Origin of the sequence: Paenibacillus sp. FSL R5-0475, from assembly GCF_038004585.1 — a bacterium.
GTDB lineage: Bacteria > Bacillota > Bacilli > Paenibacillales > Paenibacillaceae > Paenibacillus_AQ.
The window spans coordinates 1514096-1532409 of record NZ_JBBORK010000001.1 but is presented as its reverse complement, the minus strand read 5'-3'; the positions used below and the strand labels follow the sequence as shown (position 1 = coordinate 1532409).

The 18314-nt window shown below is 38.3% G+C and carries 23 protein-coding genes; 3 read left to right on the top strand and 20 right to left on the bottom strand.

What is annotated here, in order from left to right; genetic code table 11:
* Positions 1-166 precede the first annotated feature (166 nt).
* The 7 genes from MKX41_RS06795 to MKX41_RS06765 form a co-directional block, all read right to left on the bottom strand.
* Complete coding sequence (locus MKX41_RS06795) at positions 167-1852, bottom strand: extracellular solute-binding protein (protein WP_143759369.1); 1686 nt, start codon at positions 1850-1852, stop codon at positions 167-169.
* Between the two features lie 72 nt (positions 1853-1924).
* The gene (locus tag MKX41_RS06790; RefSeq protein ID WP_042127373.1) at positions 1925-2821 is read right to left on the bottom strand and encodes a carbohydrate ABC transporter permease; all 897 of its coding nucleotides are present in this window, start codon (positions 2819-2821) and stop codon (positions 1925-1927) included.
* Between the two features lie 29 nt (positions 2822-2850).
* Positions 2851-3819, bottom strand: a complete 969-nt coding sequence (locus MKX41_RS06785; protein ID WP_042127372.1) for an ABC transporter permease — start codon at positions 3817-3819, stop codon at positions 2851-2853.
* A gap of 263 nt (positions 3820-4082) precedes the next feature.
* Positions 4083-5303: an FAD-dependent oxidoreductase gene (locus MKX41_RS06780; protein ID WP_340969232.1), complete on the bottom strand. Its 1221-nt coding sequence runs from the start codon at positions 5301-5303 to the stop codon at positions 4083-4085.
* A gap of 82 nt (positions 5304-5385) precedes the next feature.
* Positions 5386-5946 (bottom strand): YeeE/YedE thiosulfate transporter family protein, encoded by a 561-nt coding sequence (locus MKX41_RS06775; protein ID WP_256716256.1) that lies wholly within the window; start codon positions 5944-5946, stop codon positions 5386-5388.
* A 22-nt stretch (positions 5947-5968) separates the two neighbouring features.
* Positions 5969-6196: a sulfurtransferase TusA family protein gene (locus MKX41_RS06770; RefSeq protein ID WP_036678256.1), complete on the bottom strand. Its 228-nt coding sequence runs from the start codon at positions 6194-6196 to the stop codon at positions 5969-5971.
* 65 nt (positions 6197-6261) lie between these two features.
* The gene (locus MKX41_RS06765) at positions 6262-6951 is read right to left on the bottom strand and encodes a YeeE/YedE thiosulfate transporter family protein (RefSeq protein ID WP_042187846.1); all 690 of its coding nucleotides are present in this window, start codon (positions 6949-6951) and stop codon (positions 6262-6264) included.
* 174 nt (positions 6952-7125) lie between these two features.
* Here MKX41_RS06765 and MKX41_RS06760 point away from each other — a divergent pair, with 174 nt between their 5' ends.
* Positions 7126-8010, top strand: coding sequence for a LysR family transcriptional regulator (locus MKX41_RS06760; RefSeq protein WP_340969229.1), 885 nt, complete (start codon positions 7126-7128; stop codon positions 8008-8010).
* A 2-nt stretch (positions 8011-8012) separates the two neighbouring features.
* Here the strand turns inward: MKX41_RS06760 and MKX41_RS06755 are convergent, their stop codons facing one another.
* From MKX41_RS06755 to MKX41_RS06700, 12 genes are all read right to left on the bottom strand, one after another.
* Positions 8013-8228 (bottom strand): sulfurtransferase TusA family protein, encoded by a 216-nt coding sequence (locus tag MKX41_RS06755; RefSeq protein WP_042187842.1) that lies wholly within the window; start codon positions 8226-8228, stop codon positions 8013-8015.
* A gap of 33 nt (positions 8229-8261) precedes the next feature.
* Entirely contained in the window at positions 8262-8696 is a 435-nt protein-coding gene (locus tag MKX41_RS06750) for an NUDIX hydrolase (RefSeq protein WP_340969226.1), read from the bottom strand.
* Positions 8687-9580: a PhzF family phenazine biosynthesis isomerase gene (locus MKX41_RS06745; protein ID WP_340969225.1), complete on the bottom strand. Its 894-nt coding sequence runs from the start codon at positions 9578-9580 to the stop codon at positions 8687-8689. The genes MKX41_RS06750 and MKX41_RS06745 overlap by 10 nt, the downstream gene beginning before the upstream one ends.
* A 43-nt stretch (positions 9581-9623) precedes the next feature.
* Complete coding sequence (locus MKX41_RS06740; protein WP_340969224.1) at positions 9624-10364, bottom strand: DUF5071 domain-containing protein; 741 nt, start codon at positions 10362-10364, stop codon at positions 9624-9626.
* Positions 10365-10521: 157 nt separating this feature from the next.
* The gene (locus MKX41_RS06735) at positions 10522-10959 is read right to left on the bottom strand and encodes an LPXTG cell wall anchor domain-containing protein (protein WP_340969223.1); all 438 of its coding nucleotides are present in this window, start codon (positions 10957-10959) and stop codon (positions 10522-10524) included.
* Between the two features lie 11 nt (positions 10960-10970).
* On the bottom strand, positions 10971-11687 hold the full coding sequence (locus MKX41_RS06730; protein WP_076286373.1) for a hypothetical protein: 717 nt from the start codon (positions 11685-11687) through the stop codon (positions 10971-10973).
* 22 nt (positions 11688-11709) lie between these two features.
* Complete coding sequence (locus tag MKX41_RS06725; RefSeq protein WP_340969221.1) at positions 11710-12222, bottom strand: TlpA family protein disulfide reductase; 513 nt, start codon at positions 12220-12222, stop codon at positions 11710-11712.
* Between the two features lie 159 nt (positions 12223-12381).
* The gene (locus tag MKX41_RS06720; RefSeq protein ID WP_076286440.1) at positions 12382-12909 is read right to left on the bottom strand and encodes a ClbS/DfsB family four-helix bundle protein; all 528 of its coding nucleotides are present in this window, start codon (positions 12907-12909) and stop codon (positions 12382-12384) included.
* A 69-nt stretch (positions 12910-12978) separates the two neighbouring features.
* Positions 12979-13836, bottom strand: a complete 858-nt coding sequence (locus MKX41_RS06715; RefSeq protein WP_340969219.1) for a S66 family peptidase — start codon at positions 13834-13836, stop codon at positions 12979-12981.
* A 20-nt stretch (positions 13837-13856) separates the two neighbouring features.
* Positions 13857-14492, bottom strand: a complete 636-nt coding sequence (locus MKX41_RS06710) for a pyridoxamine 5'-phosphate oxidase family protein (RefSeq protein ID WP_076298917.1) — start codon at positions 14490-14492, stop codon at positions 13857-13859.
* Between the two features lie 11 nt (positions 14493-14503).
* Entirely contained in the window at positions 14504-15265 is a 762-nt protein-coding gene (locus MKX41_RS06705) for a class I SAM-dependent methyltransferase (protein WP_340969216.1), read from the bottom strand.
* Positions 15262-16248, bottom strand: coding sequence for a phosphotransferase enzyme family protein (locus MKX41_RS06700; RefSeq protein ID WP_340969214.1), 987 nt, complete (start codon positions 16246-16248; stop codon positions 15262-15264). The genes MKX41_RS06705 and MKX41_RS06700 overlap by 4 nt, the downstream gene beginning before the upstream one ends.
* A 147-nt stretch (positions 16249-16395) precedes the next feature.
* Between MKX41_RS06700 and MKX41_RS06695 the strand changes: the two genes are divergently transcribed.
* Together MKX41_RS06695 and MKX41_RS06690 are read left to right on the top strand one after the other, a co-directional pair.
* The gene (locus MKX41_RS06695; RefSeq protein WP_339270991.1) at positions 16396-16890 is read left to right on the top strand and encodes a hypothetical protein; all 495 of its coding nucleotides are present in this window, start codon (positions 16396-16398) and stop codon (positions 16888-16890) included.
* A gap of 97 nt (positions 16891-16987) precedes the next feature.
* Positions 16988-17746, top strand: a complete 759-nt coding sequence (locus MKX41_RS06690) for a hypothetical protein (RefSeq protein ID WP_076286378.1) — start codon at positions 16988-16990, stop codon at positions 17744-17746.
* A 70-nt stretch (positions 17747-17816) separates the two neighbouring features.
* Here the strand turns inward: MKX41_RS06690 and MKX41_RS06685 are convergent, their stop codons facing one another.
* Entirely contained in the window at positions 17817-18290 is a 474-nt protein-coding gene (locus MKX41_RS06685; RefSeq protein ID WP_076286379.1) for a GNAT family N-acetyltransferase, read from the bottom strand.
* Between the last annotated feature and the right edge of the window lie 24 nt (positions 18291-18314).

Genomic DNA, 18314 nt, shown 5'->3' with positions numbered 1-18314 from the left:
ACAAGTCCCCCTTTGAAATGCATAAATCTATCCCTGTAAATTCTACCATTACTCTTTCCCAGTATACCATTCATAAATGTGTCTAACAGCCTATAAACAATGAGTCATCAGAATACAACGTAAAAACGAAGGCTTGCCTAGTAGCAAACCTTCGTATTACTAATTATTATTTTCCTAAAGCTTTCTTGTTTTCTGTCCATACTTTTGTAACATAATCAAGGAATTTCTCATAACCAACCTTCATGGAGTCATCATGTGCTTTGTCAAGAATGGCTAATGCTTCTGCATCAGTCTTCGCATACATTGATTTCGCTCTAGCAGTTAGCCAGATATCTCTAACGCTTTGTCTGATAATACCTTCTTCACTGTCTGGAGCCGGATCCCAGTTTAGGAACTCCGTAAAGTCGCCTTGTGAAGCCCACGTTACTTCCATCTGCCAACGGTTACTAAAGTCGATCTTATCAGCTGGAAGGGTTTGCAACATCATTTTCTTCGTATTATCCAAGAAAACCGTGTTTCCTACCCAAACCAAGTCACCAGCCTTACCACTGATTTCAGACAATGCTTCTGGCTCATTTAGATATTTATCTTTATTAAATTTAGGAGTAAGTCCATCTGCTTCAAATCCATCCCAGTAAGCGTCTGGTCCTGGAGGGCCCCAGTTCAGAACCATTGAACCTTCTGCACCTGTCATCCAATCAAGCATTGCGAATACAGCTTCTGGATTTTTAGCATTTTTAGTGATTGTAGCCACGTTCCAGCCTAACTGATTGTACGTTCCCGGAGTGATTTTACTTTGATCCAAGCCCGGTTTGTAGATTGGTTTAATAAACATATAACCATCTTCCGGATTTTTCTTCTTCATCTCTTCATCAGCAGTAGCCAGCAACTTCATCGGATCGAATGTCGCAATCACAGCGAACTTGCCATTCATCGCTTTCTCTCTAATTTGGTCTTCTGTTTGGGTATTCGCATCCTGTGTCATAAGCTTCTCACGCATTAATTTAGCACCAAAGACAACGGACTCACGGAACCCTTCATCTTTGTAAATGGAAGCCATTTTGTCGCCATCAGGTACAGCATATATTCTAGTATACGAAAGGTTATTCTCTTTAAAAGAGGAGAATAACTGGTCAATACCGTTACCATCTTTCGCTAAGCCAGTCTCAAACGGAATAACATCTGGGAACTTCGCTTTAACAGCATTTAAGTAAGCATACAAATCATCCGTAGTCTCTAGCTTAGGAGAACCGAGTTCTTTGTAAATTTTCTTATTGATCGCATAACCGGCATTACCGTTTGGCTGTGTTGTATAATAATTCGGCAGCTGATAGATTTTACCATCAGGAGAACGAAGCAATTCCAAATGTCCAGCTGTTAAGTACTTTTTAAAGTTTGGATATTTATCAATGTATTCATCCAAAGGAACTAGCATATCCGCTTGACGAAGACGCTCTACGTCAGCACCTTTCTCAGTCCATACAATATCCGGCAGCTCATTACCAACAATCATCGTTTGCAGCTTCTGAGCATTATTACCGCCAGAGCTAATTCCAGTGACATTGATTTTCAAATTATCTAAAATCCATTTAGAAGCAGCATCTTTGCCCCATTTCGGCATTTGATACCAGCCGTAGTTTCCGTAGAATGATACTTCAAGCGGTTCTTTCCCTAACTCATACAAATCAGCCGCTGGAGCTTCAGTTGCTGTGTTAACCGCTGTTCCTCCTTCTTTCACTGGTTCAGCAGTTGCAGCTGGAGCGCTTGAATTGTTGCCACTACAACCCGCCACCACAGTCGACAATAGCAAGGTAGACAACGTTCCGAGAAGCATCTTTCTCTTAGTCTTCAATGTATTTTCCCCTTTCAATTTGTAATCTATGTTCAAAGCAATACGCTCTAAACCCCATCTCATTCTATCATCCTACTCTTTCAATGATCCGACCAAGACACCTTTAACGAAGAATCTTTGTAGGAATGGGTATACACATACAATCGGAATGGTTGCAACCATGATCGTAGCCATCGTTAATGACTTCGACGTTATTTTCTTGGCTGAGTTAATATGAGCAATGGAACTTGCATCTACATTAGACAGCTGTTCTGAAGCAATATTAGAGAACAATATCTGTCTCAAGATGGTCTGAATCGGCATTAACTCCTCTTTCGTAATGTAAATACTCGCTACGAACCACTCATTCCAGTGATTGACTGCTGTGAACAATGATAATGTTGCGATTACTGGCCCTGACAAGGGAAGTACGATTCGGAGAAAAGTTCCCCAGTATCCGCAGCCATCAATCTTTGCTGACTCCTCTAAACCTTGCGGAAGACCTTGGAAGAAGGTCCGGAATATGATCATATTCCATACGCTGACAAGTGCAGGAATAATAAACACCCAAAATGAGTTGAAGAGGCCTAAACTTCTGATAAGCATGTATGACGGAATGAGTCCCCCGCCGAAATACATTGTAATGATACACATAATCATGTAGTATTTGCGACCCATTAGTTCGCGCTTCGACATCCCATAAGCAAATATCGAAGTGGCCAATATCGCTGTTACTGTACCAATTACCGTCCGCAATGTTGCAATGACGAATCCACCCATTAAACGAGAATCTTCAAATACGATCTTATAATTCTCAAGCGTGAACTCACGGACCCAGAAAGTAATTCCGCCTTTGGAAGTATCCATCCCCTCATTAAAAGAAATCACAAGTGAATTCCAAAATGGATAAAACGCGGAGAATGCCAGTAAGGTCAAGAATACATATATGAATCCAATAAACAATCGGTCTCCTATGTTAGTACGTTTCATAATTCAGTCCCCCTATATTGAGTAATTCATTACCACAAGCTGTTTCCCGCTCTTCTGGCAATGAAATTTGCAAAGGTAAGTAATGTCACACTGATAACGGCCTTGAACAATCCGATAGCAGTCGCATAGGAGTACCTGAAGTTATCTATACCGACACGTACAACATATACATCAACTGAATCTGATACCTCTCGTAGAGCCGGATTGGAAGCAAGGATCAAAATATCTTCAAATCCTGCATTCACCAGATTACCGATCGCCAGAATCATAAAGATAATCACAACTGGCATAATGGAAGGCAACGTAATCAAATATATCTGTTTAAAGCGACTCGCACCATCCATCGAAGCAGCTTCGTATAAGTGCGGATCAATACCAGCAATGGCAGCTAAGTAAACGATCGAGGCAAATCCAATTTCCTTCCATACATTGGTTGTAACTAAAATGCCCCAGAAATATTCGGTCATAGAAAGGAAGTTAATCGGTTCATCGATAAATCTCAATTTCTCAAGCAGCATATTTATACTGCCATTATCAACGGATAGCATCGAGGTAACCATCGAGCCGATAACCACCCAAGATAAGAAGTGAGGCAAGTATGTAACGGTCTGAATAACCCGTTTAAAGAACATCTTACGAACTTCGTTCAGCATTAACGCCAAAATAATCGGTGCGGGAAATCCAAAACAGAACTTCAGTAAGCTGATTATGATTGTATTTTTCATAACCACTTCAAATTCAGGAGCATTAAAGAAGTAAATAAAGTGCTTTAATCCAACCCAATCACTGCTAATAAAGCTATTACCTAACTTGTAATCTTGAAAAGCGATTAGAATACCGTACATGGGGATATAGGCAAAAATAAAAACTAAAACAAGTGCTGGCAATACCATAAGCTGCAGATCTATTTGCTTAAAAAAGCGTCTTATCCCGCTGGTCCGATGCTTGCCGAGATTCGGTCTTGATGTCTTGTCTGGTGCGACGCTTGCGTTCGCCATATGTAAGTCCTCCTAAACCTAGATTCTTATAAATAAAGCATCTTTCATGGCTTTCTCTCTTTTTGCAGCCTTGGTTCTCCTCTACTCTCCCTCCGTTGATTTGCTATCTTATGAATTAATCTTAATATCTAAGCGCTTTCAAAGGTATATGACAAAACAACTATTATTGATACTTTGACACTTTCTTGAAATAGCTCGTCCAATTTAATAAAAGCATAATTTAAAAAAGCCCTATGCAGAGATATCTGCATAGGGCTTTTTCATCAATTCGTTAGAGCATTCAATATGTTATCACTTATCTTGTCTGTAATTACTCTTTGTATCTTTCCATCATCTAGATAAACAATAGAAGGAACTGAATCTATTCCTAGCTTGGCAGCAAGTCCGGGTGACTTATATACATCTACCTTTGTGACCCTGATCTCAGTATGGGATTGTTCAAAAGCCTCAAAGAGTGGTAATAGCTCCCGGCAAGAAGGATCAGTTGCATTCCATAAATAAACAACGGATGGTTTTCCTTGATTTAGAATTTGATGCTCATAGGTCTCACATTCAGAGATATACTTCTCTGCACCATACCCTGCAATGGCACCATCACCGACAGCTGTAGCCACTTGCTTAAGGAACTTATCACATACATCGCCTGCTGCGAACACACCAGGTATATTTGTTTCCATTTTTTCATTGACTAGGATATATCCATTTCGATTCAACTCAACTACACCTGATAAAATTTCTGTGTTCGGGGTATATCCAATAAATAAGAAACATGAATCAACCTTTACGTTTTGCAGTTCATTAGATTTTAAATTTTTCAGGACGACGGAATTCAAACGTTCCTCACCTTCGAAAGAACTTACCACCGTATTCCACATGAATTCCATTTTAGGGTTTTCTAGTGCCTGCGTTTTGGCAATTTCATTACAATCCATTTTCCCATGATCATGCATAACAGAAACGATTACTTTATCTGCAAACTTGGTCAGAAACATTCCTTCTTCAATAGCTGCATCACCACTGCCAACAACCATAACCGTCTTTCCCGTATTTGCTGCAGCGTCACAGGTTGCACAGAAAGAAATTCCTTTATCATATAAGAACATATCTTCATTTGCTGCCCCGGTAATTCTTGGTTTTCCCCCACTGGCTATAATAATGACCTTGCACTCATAACGAACCCGAAAGGTCTCCACTACCTTAATATCTTCCGCTACCGAAACAGATTTTACATCTGTCATTTTAAAATCCACACCAAATTTCTTAGCTTGTTTATGAAATAATCCCATAAGATCTGTACCGGTCGTTCCTTCAGGAAAACCAGGATAATTTTCTATTTCATTAGTATAAGTGGCAAGACCACCTACAAGTGATTTTTCCAAGAGAAGAGTCTTTAATTTTGCACGTCCACAATAGATTCCCGCTGTTAAACCAGCAGCCCCGCCACCGATAATGACGACATCATACTGTTCTGTCTTCTTTTCCATTCCTTTTGTCCCTCCTGTGAGTCTGTGCCTTAATAAAATAGGCTGACTCTCGTCAGCGCTACAAGCTCAGCCTATTTCACTTTTACATAAAGAATTTGGCTAATAATTTACTGCCTATAAATGCGCCAACCAGCAGGAACAATCCAAATATCCATCCTGAAAGCGATAAAGAAGCTATAGCCGTAAACAATGCACCAATATTACATCCATTAGCCAGTCTAGCTCCGTACCCCATGAGTAATCCACCAAGTACCGCTGCTACAACCTGCTTTTTGGACTTAATTTTCTTCAACTTGAATTCGGAAGCAAACAAAGTCGCTGCTAAAGCACCTAATATTATCCCTAGATTTCGAATCGAACCACCATCATTCAAAAATCCGGAAGATAATGTTTTTTGTGCTTTTTCCGAACTAAAATATGCCCATTGATCTACATTTCCGCCTGCTAATCGATACAACCAAGCTCCCCAATCTGCAAAAGCGCTAGTTACTCCCCATCCTTTAGAGAAAACAGCCAGATGTGCTGTAGCGAACACAGCAAGAAGTACAGCTCCAGTTACATAAGTAAACGGTTCTTTGAGCAAGCGCTTGTAAAAGCGGTTAGACGATATCTTCAACCAGAATTCGTTCACCGTTTCATTCACCGTCCTTTCCTACTCAGCGATCCTATTTTACCTTCTCAATAACAACTTCCCACTCGCCATCATCAACCTCTTCGATTTCCACATTATGTCCCTGTTTTCTCGCCCATTCTGGAACGTTCTTCATTGCGCAGCTATGATCAATAGCTACTACTAGTACATCACCTACATTGAGTTCAGTCATTTTCTTTTCTGTTCTCATTAACGGAACCGGACAAGCTTCTCCCATGCAATCAAGTGTAAATTCAGCCATTTTAAAAACCACCTTTATATTTTTTTGGAATAACAATAGTGAAAATATTCACGTAATAATCTAAACTAATCTGCGCTTCCCATCTTTTTCTCTTGCCATTTAACAGCTGCAATGTATAACAGAAGAATAATCAGGAACTGAACAACCAGTGCTCCAAGCCAACCAAAGACGTCTGGTAAAAATACAGTTGGTGCATCCTTTATAACGTTAGCTCTCCACCACCCCATATCATGTGATCCCCAAAGTGAACCAATGACAAAAAACACAAGTGAAAGCATCTGCATCGTGAATCCTTCACCTACACGCATCAATGTACCCGAAGCGCATCCACCCGCGATAACCATGCCAATTCCGAATAATACAGCACCAATGATCAAAGCTAAGCTGATCTGACCCACATTGTCCATCCCAGGAATCGGTTTACCTTCCAGGAACGCTGGATACTTAATGGCTGTAAATCCGATCGTAGCGAGAGAAAATGCAATAAGAACCGCTCTTGTAACTGATGTGCTGCCTGTAATACAGGGATCTCTAAGTGATGCAGTAAAGCAGAAACGTGATCTTTGTAAAATAACGCCAAACGAAATACCGAAAAGCAGGTAGACAACCATTTTATCGTGGGAATGGTCTAGGAAAAAACCAAACCCAATAATGAGAGCAGTGACCAGCAACGCGATGGGCAACTGACTCTTTTTAGGTTTTCTAGGAGCTCTAGTTCGGGTAGATCTCGTTTCGGGACTTACGGTTTGCCCCATAGTCTAACACCTCCATCGTTTTTATGTAATTGACTATGTGAAAATAGTAACATACTTATTTAAGCTGTGGTTATCTGCTTTCTTTATGCTGTATAAGTGTTACTAATGGCACAGATGGAGCGTAATCATATATGCTATAGTGTGCACTAACAGCGGGCAACAGGAGGAATAAGTATGAATATGGAAACGCTTAAATTGTTTTTAGATATAGCTTCGTTAAAAAGTATATCTAAAGCCGCTCAGAAATCTCATATCACCCAATCCGCACTTAGTCAGCAGTTGAAATCATGGGAGAATACCCTAGGTTCTGAACTTTTTGTGAGAAGTAATAAAGGCGCTAGCCTAACCGAAGCAGGGATTATTGCGGAGAAGTACGTGGAGCAAATCTGTAAATTGTATGATGATATGATCACAGAAATCAATCATTTACAGCCAACACAACAAGAGCTGTCTATTTATGCAATTCCGGAGGTCTGTAATTATGCTCTCCCTTGTACCTTGTATGAGGTAAAAAAACATTTTCCCAATTGCCATATCACTTTAAATGAAGGGGCATCGTCCTTAGTAGAAGAACGTTTACTTCTTGAAGAAGGTGATATCGGGTTTATTTCCGGTCCCTCTCCAAAATCCGAATTAAGGTCACATATGGTATTTTCAGATCAAGTTATGTTGGTGGCAAGCAATACGACCGTTTGCCCTGATAAAATCACATTGACTGAGCTCCCGAATTATCCTTTAATCTGGTCCTCACAGCTTCATTGTGTGCAAAGAGCTTTGAATGCCGTGTCAATGGGCGAGCTTAAATTAAATATACTCTTTAATCTAGACTCTCTTGAGGCGGTAAAGCTTGCTGCCATTAGAGGACATGGTCTCGCCTTTCTCCCTTATATGTCCATAAAAAAAGAGTTGTATAGTAAACAACTCAAGATCATTCCTATTGATCAGTTCCAGGTCAATAACGATGTCTACATGATAAAGAAACAAAATCAGCGCTGTGACAACGATACGAAACAATTAGTTCGATATATTGAAAAGACTTTAATAGATACTTTGTGTTGAGCCTAAACCTCAATCGTAATTTCCCATACTCCATTAATCACTTCTTGAATGGAACATTTTAGATTTGAACCACGACAGTAATCCGTGATAGAAACTTTTGCGCAGCTATGATCAGTAACTAGCATTACCTTTTCACCTTTCTGAATGGCTTTTTGATGTTTTTTTAACATCATTACTGGTACTGGGCAGATTTCACCCAAACAATCAATTTCAATCATGAAGCTGCCTCCATTCCTTAGATCATTAAAGTTCTAATAATGACCCAGCATTATTTTCTTCACAAAAGGGGTTAAAGCAAGGTTGTTTAGTTGTTTGATTTCTATCCACTGTGCCCCATCAGAGTCTTGTCCGTCCCCATCGGTCTTAAGCTCAAAGTTCACATCTAACAATGAAACATTATATATGATCCCTATATGGTGTAATTCTTCTAACTGGGTATCACTGTATGGATAAATTAACGTATAGGAAATGGAATCATGAAGCAATCCTTTTAAACTTGTAATTCCGGTCTCTTCCCAAAACTCCCTCTTAAGGGCCTCATACGGCTCCTCTCCAAACTCAATAGAACCCCCTGGAAAGTCCCACTTCCCCGTATGAGGACCTCTTGCTTTCTTAATTAGTAATACTTTATCGTTCTTCACTAAGACTCCATACACTCCAAGATGAGTATATTTTATCATCTCCATAAATCTACCTCCCCCACAAATACCGCAGTTCCAGAAATAAACACATCCATTCTATCAGAATCTAATCGATACACTTCTACATTTACTTTCCCATCTCTACCGATTTCTTGTCCTTGTTCTACATCAAATTGGATTGAGTCCAAATGCGGATCAATATATTTTAAATAATAAGCCCCCATGACTCCCGATGCTGTACCTGTTACTGGATCCTCAACGGTTCCCGAAAAAGGCGATGAGAAATGTCTAGCGTGCATTAATGAGTGTGGATCAAAAGTTTGGAGTGAAAATGGGTGTACAGATGCTTTTGGAAGCTGCGTTAAAATCTCCGGAAACAACGAGTTTATCGGTTTCATTTTATTAAAACTATCGATACTCTTAATTGGGACTAATAGAGTCCATGCGCCAGTACAGCCATAAACAATAGGCAGATCCTCTTCTATCTCATCAAGGGTTAGACCTATGGCGTGCGCAAGCTTCGCTCTATCGCCGTTAAATTCAATAAACTTCGGTTGATCTTGCTTCATTTTTATTAGTAAGTAATTATTGTTGTCCATACTAAATTGAATGGGTAGCACACCCACATTTGTTTCGATCTTTACCGAGCTAGCCTCTCCAAGAATACCCTTTGTTTTTAAAGCAAATAAAGATGCCATTGTTGCATGTCCACAAAGATTGATCTCATGGCCTGGCGTAAAATACTTAAGCCTTAAATCAGCTATTTCTGATGAGACTACAAAAACTGTTTCATTAAAACCGACCTTATGAGCTATCGATTGCATGTCACTTTCGCTTAAATGATCAGCTTCTAACACTACTCCCGCAGGATTCCCTTTGTTCGGATAGGGAGAAAACGCATCATAATGAAGCACTTTGATGTTGTTCACTCGTAAATCTCCTTTAAATTTATTTCAGTAAAGCTTGATAACTTCATGAAGTGAGAAACTCAGCTGTAAAAATTTCTATTTCTCTTAAACCTTCTTGGCGGTTAGATATCGCATTACATATATAAAAACGGTCTTTATTGTGCTCATGAAACTGTTTAATTACATTAGGCTGCTGATTGAAGAATTCTTTATGAAGAGCTTCACAATCAATTTCAGGATGAGTATCATGAAGTTCCTTGAGTTCAAATACAAGGACATCTTTTTTGTGCTGGATTATTTCATAGACCACATCTTTTGTGTATATACCGTGAGTTAATAAGATTCTTAATGCCGAAAGGTCATTGGCTTTTTCCTGTGAAATCTTAATTAATTCTGCTTGTATCTGTAGGACTTGTACCGTATTCCAATGATCAATTAAATCATTAAAAATCCTGTACACCCATTCTTCATCATCACTGTGTTGATTTAGTACGTCTTTAACATATGGAATTATCGGATCCCCTATTTCAAGTAAAAAATTAGCTATTTCCCACGCACCGGGCCAATTTATATCTTGTATCCATTCAAGTAAACCCGACAATATGCTTTTCACACGTGGATATCCTAAACGTATGACTGTTTCAGCCGCTCCATCCCAATAGTCTTTTGATATAGGTTGTACTAATAAATGCAAATCTTCATCCTTTATGTATTGTAGCTTATTAATTACATCTTTCTTTTCTTCTTCGGATAGATTCCATGATAACTTTTCGATTAAACTCGATATGTTTTCTATTACATCCACCTTCTCATCATCATTTTGTCATCATTGCAAGCTTCATGGATAACCTAATCGGTAGTGCAGCATTTCCCATTTGGTTCAAGTCCCCCACCATAAATAAATCTTTAACCGGGTAATAAAAAGCAAAAGACCCTGTCACCCAAAGGCATAACGGATAACTCTATTGCACAGATTTCTTTCGTTTCATTATCCATATTATTAATAACACAATAATTAAAGACCCTAGTATAGAAATCCAGATCGTTTTACTTTCCAATTGACCATTGGCATATTGACCTTTATTAATGGCTTTGACAAATTCAGCTTCGTGGGTCTTAATGGCAATGATTTCTTTTGGATCGATATTCTTTATTGAATAATATGGCGTGCCCTTAGGGTAAATATTTGAAAAGTTCCCGCTATACGTTCCTTCGTGGTCTGAATATCGTGTTACTTGCCCTATCTTCTTGTCAATTTCATTCGATGGGATGAGTTCGTCGTCGGATATTTCATAAATATCACCTGAGTAAACAACAAACGAACCTGCCCAATCCGCGGAGACCGCATGTAATGGCAATAAAGCAATTATGGCTAGAATTACAATAATGAACTTCTTCATTACAACCTCCTCTATCTACGAGATTCTATTGCTTTATACAGTTCATTAAATGCTCCACCTTTATTTAATCCTTCAATAAGTTCTGCTAAGCCAGATTTTCCTACGATCCCAAACCATCTAGTAACTTCTGAATGGGCGATCTCATAATTTTCTTTTACTTGTGAGGGTTCATAAAAAGCATCTCTACTACTTAAGTCATTAATATGATCTAAGCTTAAATTTTCATTTCTTATATATCTATGATCAACTAAGGTTGCTAACCCTTCATCAAACCATACAGGTACCTTGTCCTTATTCTTTAATCTCGTTCTTAATTCACTATGCAGCAGTTCATGAGCTATTACATCTTCATTAAATCCATCAGGACCAATAACGATGTAATGCCCCCAATATGTATAATAAGTCTGTCCCGTTCGATTCTTTTGAGCATACTTCTTCAGGGCTTGAGGAGATTGAACAAATAGCATGGTTGGAGTAGAATGTAATCCGTCAAAGATCTCTGAAATTCTTTCTTTCGATTGTTCGAGATCGTTTATAATCAAATACTCAATATTCTCAGAGATGTCAGGTTCTAGATAAACTTGTTCATCCTGTTCCTCCATACTAGAAAAGTCTACCATCATCGCATGAACGGGTTGAGGATTTAGCATATAGCTAGCTATTAGTAACATTATAAAGATGGATAGGAATGCGGCGATGATGAATGTCTTTTTCCTTTTTTTGATCATACCAGTAGCTCCTTTTAGATTATCAAAAATACTCTATAAGAATATTTAACGAACTCTCAATAACCTCAAGATCAGATGAGCCTATAATTTGATCAAGCACTTCCCCTTCAGAATCTATAAAGTACAATGTAGGAAAACCTGGTTCCCCATAATGTTTATAGAAAGCTCCTGTTTCATCTAGAAGTACGGGATAATCAATTTTGTATTTCTTAACATACTGTTCAACTTCTGAAACATCATCACGATAAATTGGATTAATGCCGTAGATGTTCACTTTATCCTTATATTTTTTATACAAAGAAACAATCTTTGGAGCATCTTCATTACAATACGGACACCAAGAGGTGAAAAATACTAATACCGTTGGTTTTTCCGAAAATTTGATTTGTGTTACATCCGAATTTATTAGCTCCTTTAATTCAATGTTCTCTGGACTATCTGTGGGTTTAGTATTATTGTTTACCACGATATAAATGATAGTGCTTAATGCAATACATAATATAAGTGAACTGATTATTGTGATGCTTTTTCTCAAAAGATCCACCCTTTTCATCTTTTTTCGGGACTAGTATACATTCTCTTCCACTAATCCCATCTCCTCCACATCATGCCAATCTAAATTCCTTCTATGTATATGAAAAAAGCCTCTGCTTCAGAGATTTCTTCTCTTAGACAATGGCTTGGTCTGCGGTTATTAATTTGAGCTAATACAATTAAGCTTTTTCCATTTACGAATCTTCGAACGAAAAGTCTTGAACGGTGCAACGGAATTGATATGAATCCATTTGATCATAGGCCATCTCGGATTGTTTCCTGTCCATTTCCGCACGCCTTGCGTAAAAAGTTCTTCATCACTTAAAGAATCAATCCAGCTCTGCCACTGATGTTCTGTCTCTTGAAATAAAGATCTTAACTCGTCTAATGAGTAGGCAGCATATGTATGATAAAACGATTGATATAATCCGCCAAGTTGATTCCATTTATAGTCCGGTGAAGGCATAATGACAGTTAATCCTGCTTTTTCATCCCTATCCCATTTCATCACAAGGTTCAACCAGCCCAATTGATAGGCAAGGATTTCTGCTGGAGTACGATCGACGCCTTCCATACGAGTGTCTTTTTGAGCATTCTCAATGCCCTCAAATTCAAGATCGAGAGATAGATAGGCAGTATGTATAGCATTTTTCAATACTTCTTTAGATGGGTAGTCGTGTGTAGACATCATAATTCTCTCTGACTCCTCTCTTATCAACATAAATCACCTTGAAAACCAATCATCCACCTTTAGCTCTTATAAAGTTATATTCTCACCCACAACAATACACTTACTGTCACTACCATGCCCGATCTCGTTCGTCTTCACGATAGGAAACCCGCTGATTTCCTTCAAGTACGCTTCTACGATTGAAAATTCATTATAGCTCTCAAGCTCAGTAAACGACCCAAGAATCACTCCAGCACATTTATCAAAAGTTCTAACTTGCTGAAGCTGAGCAAACAAGGAGACGATTTTGTTAGCTCTGCCACTTAAACTCTCTAAGAATAAAATCTTGTTCGAAGGGTCTGGAAAATAACTTGTTCCTGCCAGCTTCATAAAACATCGAATATTGCCGCCAATTACAATCCCACTCATCTGGTTCCCACGGACCCAATGAAAGTCGAAATCGTAAAGATCGTTATGTCCTTCGAAAAATGTTCGATAAAAAGCAGCTTGCTGCTCCGCCCCATCAGAAGATACGAGATTCATCAACTGATAGTGATAGGATTTCGAATTACTTTGTGTATGTAAAGCGTTCAAAATAACGGACAAGTCACTCATTCCGAAAAAAGGCTTCGGATGCAATCGAATATTATCGTAGTCGATATATTCCAAGATCTGGTTCGCGGAATCCCCACCTGAAATATCAAAAATCGCAAAAATTTCATCATTATTAAATAGACGATTCAACTCCGTTGCTCTTTCCTTAGGAGTGCCACTGAAATAACCATCTCTTCTAAACAAGGTGTTAGCCATCACTACCTCTAGACCAACCGAGTTCAGAATTCTAATTAATTCTTCTACTTTAGGCAGGTTCTCCACTCTCACACCATCAGAACAAGCGATAAGTCCTACTTTATTCCCTTGAGTGAGTTTTAAAGCTTTGCTCATCTTAGTTAATCCTTTCATTTCTAATATAACCGATTCTCATAGCTATCCTTTAATCCCTTTGATACATCCTCTTGAGAAATCCCAAGCTCTTTTGCATGTTCTGCTATGATAACCGAAGGTTTAGGCAGCTCTGCTTTCAATGGCCAATACGTATCATCCCATAGATGTGATCTTTTAAAAGCTTTAGCACAATGCATATAACACTCTTCCACTTCAACGGCAATGCCCAATTTCGGTAGTTTACCTTGAGCCTCCATATGAACCATTATTTCTTGATCTTTGATAATCCTTGCATGTCCATTTATTCTTAAGGTTTCTTCAAGACCGGGAATAATAAATATCAAACCCACTTTTGAATTTAAAAGGATGTTGCGCAAAGAATCAAACCGTCGATTACCAGGTCGCTCAGGAATCACTAAATGTTTGTCGTCTAACACATATACAAAACCTGCAGCATCCCCACGCGGAGATACATCACAATTGCCTGATGAATCACTTGTTGCTATAAAGAGTAACGGTGATTTGGATATATAATCTCGGCAATGATGATCGATGAAGGTTATACTCTTGTTGTTAACCAATTCACTGGGATACCCATACATTGACCTTAACTCTTCTTCAGAGTCTATAACTTCTTTGAAAATATTATGGTTCATCTTTCTCCCCCCTACTTACGCAGTTTAAAAACCAAAAAATCGCTGCAGCGAAAATCCTCCTCAAAAGACGGATACTTCTCAAGCATTTCAGCAGATGGCTTCGGCTCGATCATTTCTTCAATTTGAAAGCCAGCCCGTACAATCGTATTTACATAACTGGATAACGTCCTATGAAAAATCAGAAACTTTTCCTCTTGATCTATAGGGAAGATCTGATTATAAGTGCCCTCGTAAAAATAATTATCTACTTTCCAATAAAGCTTCTCACCAGTATCCGACTTCACCCATCCGCTACCAGGGGTTACAAAGCAAGGATGTGGAATTGAGAATATAAACGTCCCTCCATCAACTAACAACCGATACATTTCATGAATCGCCATCTCATAATCAGATAAGTCATGAATCACCATGTTAGAAACGATGAGATCATAACTCTCATTCTGAAGAAAGCTGAGATCTTCACAATTGCCATGATGGAAGTTTATCTTTAATTCCTCTGGTGATTTACTCTTGGCTATCGTTATCATGTTCTGCGAGTAATCAACGCCAGTGACTGAGGCACCTGCCTTAGCTAACATTCTGCTTAAATATCCTTCACCACAGCCTGCATCTAGCACCTTCTTATTTTCAACAGAACCCATAAGACTGAATAAAGCTGGATTCAAAAAAATTTCTCGATGGATATCCCCGTTTTTGCTGTACGAAGTTGAGATTAGTTTTGCGTATTTATCCCATCTTTTTATGGCTTCTTTACTGCCCAATTCATCATTCATTTGATCACCTCTAAATTTCTGAAATAATCCATTTTACTGTCGATAAATCCATTGTCAAAGTCAGCTGCACCAATAAGCTCACCTTCACTGAAACATAAAGCAAATAACCAAAGCTGTCTAAGCGCAACGAACATAGGTACAGCACTAATATCATTGTCACTGAGATCTCTTAAACTTTTATATCCATTTAAAAATGATGCCCATAACCGTTCTACTTCATCTTTATCATGGCCGCTATGAATCTCTCTTGCCAATCTAAACTCAGCGATATCATAGGCTCTCCATCCGTAACCACAAATATCGAAATCATAATGAGTTAATTTCCCTTCGTCCGTGAAAGTCACATTCGTATTCCCATGCAAATCGCCATGGCAGATGCCCCAGTCGAGCCCCGCTTCCAGATATACTTCAATCTGCGCTTTTAATTGTATGGCAAGGTCATACAGGAATTGATAATCCTCTTGTCGATGGCTCATATGCAGTTTGATCGTATGAAGCGGTTCCTCAATTAAATGTTCAAAATCAAGCTTACCTCTTACATGTTCACTCTTAAAGTTGTCCGTAGCTGTGTGGATTTGTGCAACTGACTGACCAAATAAATAGCTGTCTTCTACCGCATGAATAGGCTTTTCATTTCCTACAGCAAAACTAAACATAACGCCATACTTCACACCCTCAGGCACCAAAAATTCATTAAATATGATCCCATCTTTTCGAGGAATAGGAATGGAGACGTTTACACCTTTTTCGTACAAATCGTTCAACAATTCTAATTCAAAATCAATCTCCGATCTACTCCGTCTATCCGCACGATAAACACGAAAGATGTATTTTTCCAATGCCGTTTCTAAGATGTATGTATCGTTCATGCCTCTAAGAAAATACTGCAACTGTACTGGTTCTGGAATCTCATAATGCTCTTTAATATGTAATAATAATGCGTCTGTTGCCAACAGTGAGTATGTAATAGGAAAAAAACTCAAGTGTATCCCATCCCTTTAGGTTATTGATAGTAATACTTACACCATACCATATTTAGGGAATTGAATCATTTCCTTCTTGAAGCTGTGAAACTAATGTATGGTAATATAAGTATAATAATACAGAATCAATTACATGGAGGTGTTCGAATGCGTAAATCACCGTTGATATTGAGTATGATTTTATTATCCCTAACGTTAATTATGGGCTGTAGTTCAGAAGTGGATGATGCCACTAAAGCCGCTGAGAAGTACAAAAATGTTGAATATACCATTAAGGTTTCTGATGATTTATTTTCTGAGGAATCCATTCTAGCCCGAAATGAAGAAATGAAACCGTACTTTACTGAATACTATACCGAAAAAGCTATAGGAAGCCGAATCACAACTATCCCTTTTCAAATCGCTAATAAACAAGAGCTTTCTTTAAAACCAGATAATCTAAAGTTCACCCTTTCCGAACAAAAGAAAAATATTGTTGAGTTAAAATATACTTGTGATCTTGTTTTGTTGGATAAGAATGACAAAGAAAGTAAACGTGTCCCTTTGGAGGGAATACTGACTATGTTTGATGTGGATGGTCAATGGTTAGTGCAAGGAGATCGTTTTGACTCGGAGGCTTTAATGAAATTGATTTATGACTAAACACCCTTCATATACCATATTATTACTGGAACATATAATCTAACAATAGTAATATTAATTTCCAGTACATAGTAATATGATAAGGAGCTAATGAGTCATGAAGCGAACTGCATGGATCATAGTAACATTACTTTTATTATTGGGGAGTATTCCAATTACTGCGTCAGCAAAAGCACCAACTGTAAAATCATGGAAGACACTTTACTCTGAGTATATCAAGAAAACGTTAATGGATGCTACTAGAGACAGGTCTTATGACGGTGACTTCAATTATTTCACTTTAGTAGATTTGAACTTTGATGGTACTCCTGAACTTATACAGGGGTATTCTTTACGATTCATTCAGCCCATCAACATTGCTCTAACCGTCCAAAATGGAAAAGTCATTCCATTCAATTATCAAGGAAAACTGAAGGATATTTCAGAGGGTATATTTAATGTAGGTATGGGTGGATTTCTACCGCGCGATGAAAATCGTGGCCTGCATCTCTATAAGAACAAAAAAGATGGAACATTACGTTATATCGCTTTTGTAGATGGCAGTGGTTCGTACAATTCTAATTTGCAGGTTTTCGAGATTAGTTTCCAAGGAACCAAATTTAATGACAAAGAGATATTCTTGGTCGACATTCCAGATCAAGAAAAAACGGATGATTTGCCAAGCTATTATGTAAATCAAAAAGAAGTGAATAAATCCGCCTATGATAAGGCGTATAAGCAATATTTTTCAAACTTGACGTTAGTACCAAGTAAAGTTATCACTGCAAACTATACAGACCTGTTTAATAATGAAGTTAACAAATTCGTTCCAAATGGAATCGCTAATTTTATAAATCGTTATTCTTCATCCAAATAAAGCTTGTTGATTGATCCTCCTTCAATAGATAAAAAAGCAGACTGCTCACCATAGCAATCTGCTTTTTTGATTAAATTAGCTTTTTACTCATCCGATAATTAACTAACAGTACTCCTTTTCGTTCTACACTTTGTTTCATCATAAGCTGGTATCCCTGTCGTTCAAAAAAGGGTCTAGCTGTAATACTTGCTTCGGTATCCATTTCATGAAGACCAAGCTCTCTCGCCTTCATTTCAAGCTTGTTCACGAGAGCAGAGGCTACGCCTTGGCCTTGGAAATCTTTGTGGACATAAAGACAATCCAAATGTCCTTCCAACGTCATATCCGAAAAGCCAACTATGTACCCGTTAATTTCGGCTACATAAGTAATATTTTGACGTAAAGAAGTGCTCCAAGCATCAAGTTTGAGGGTCTTTTCCTCTTTAGGTGCCCAAGCATCAAGCTGTTCTTGTGAATAATGTTGTTTGTTTACGAAATGAACTGTCTCATAGAACAATGAGATAAGCTGACTAATATCCGATTCTTGATAAGCTCTAATTTCCATTGCTTGTTCTCCTTGCTGGCATTG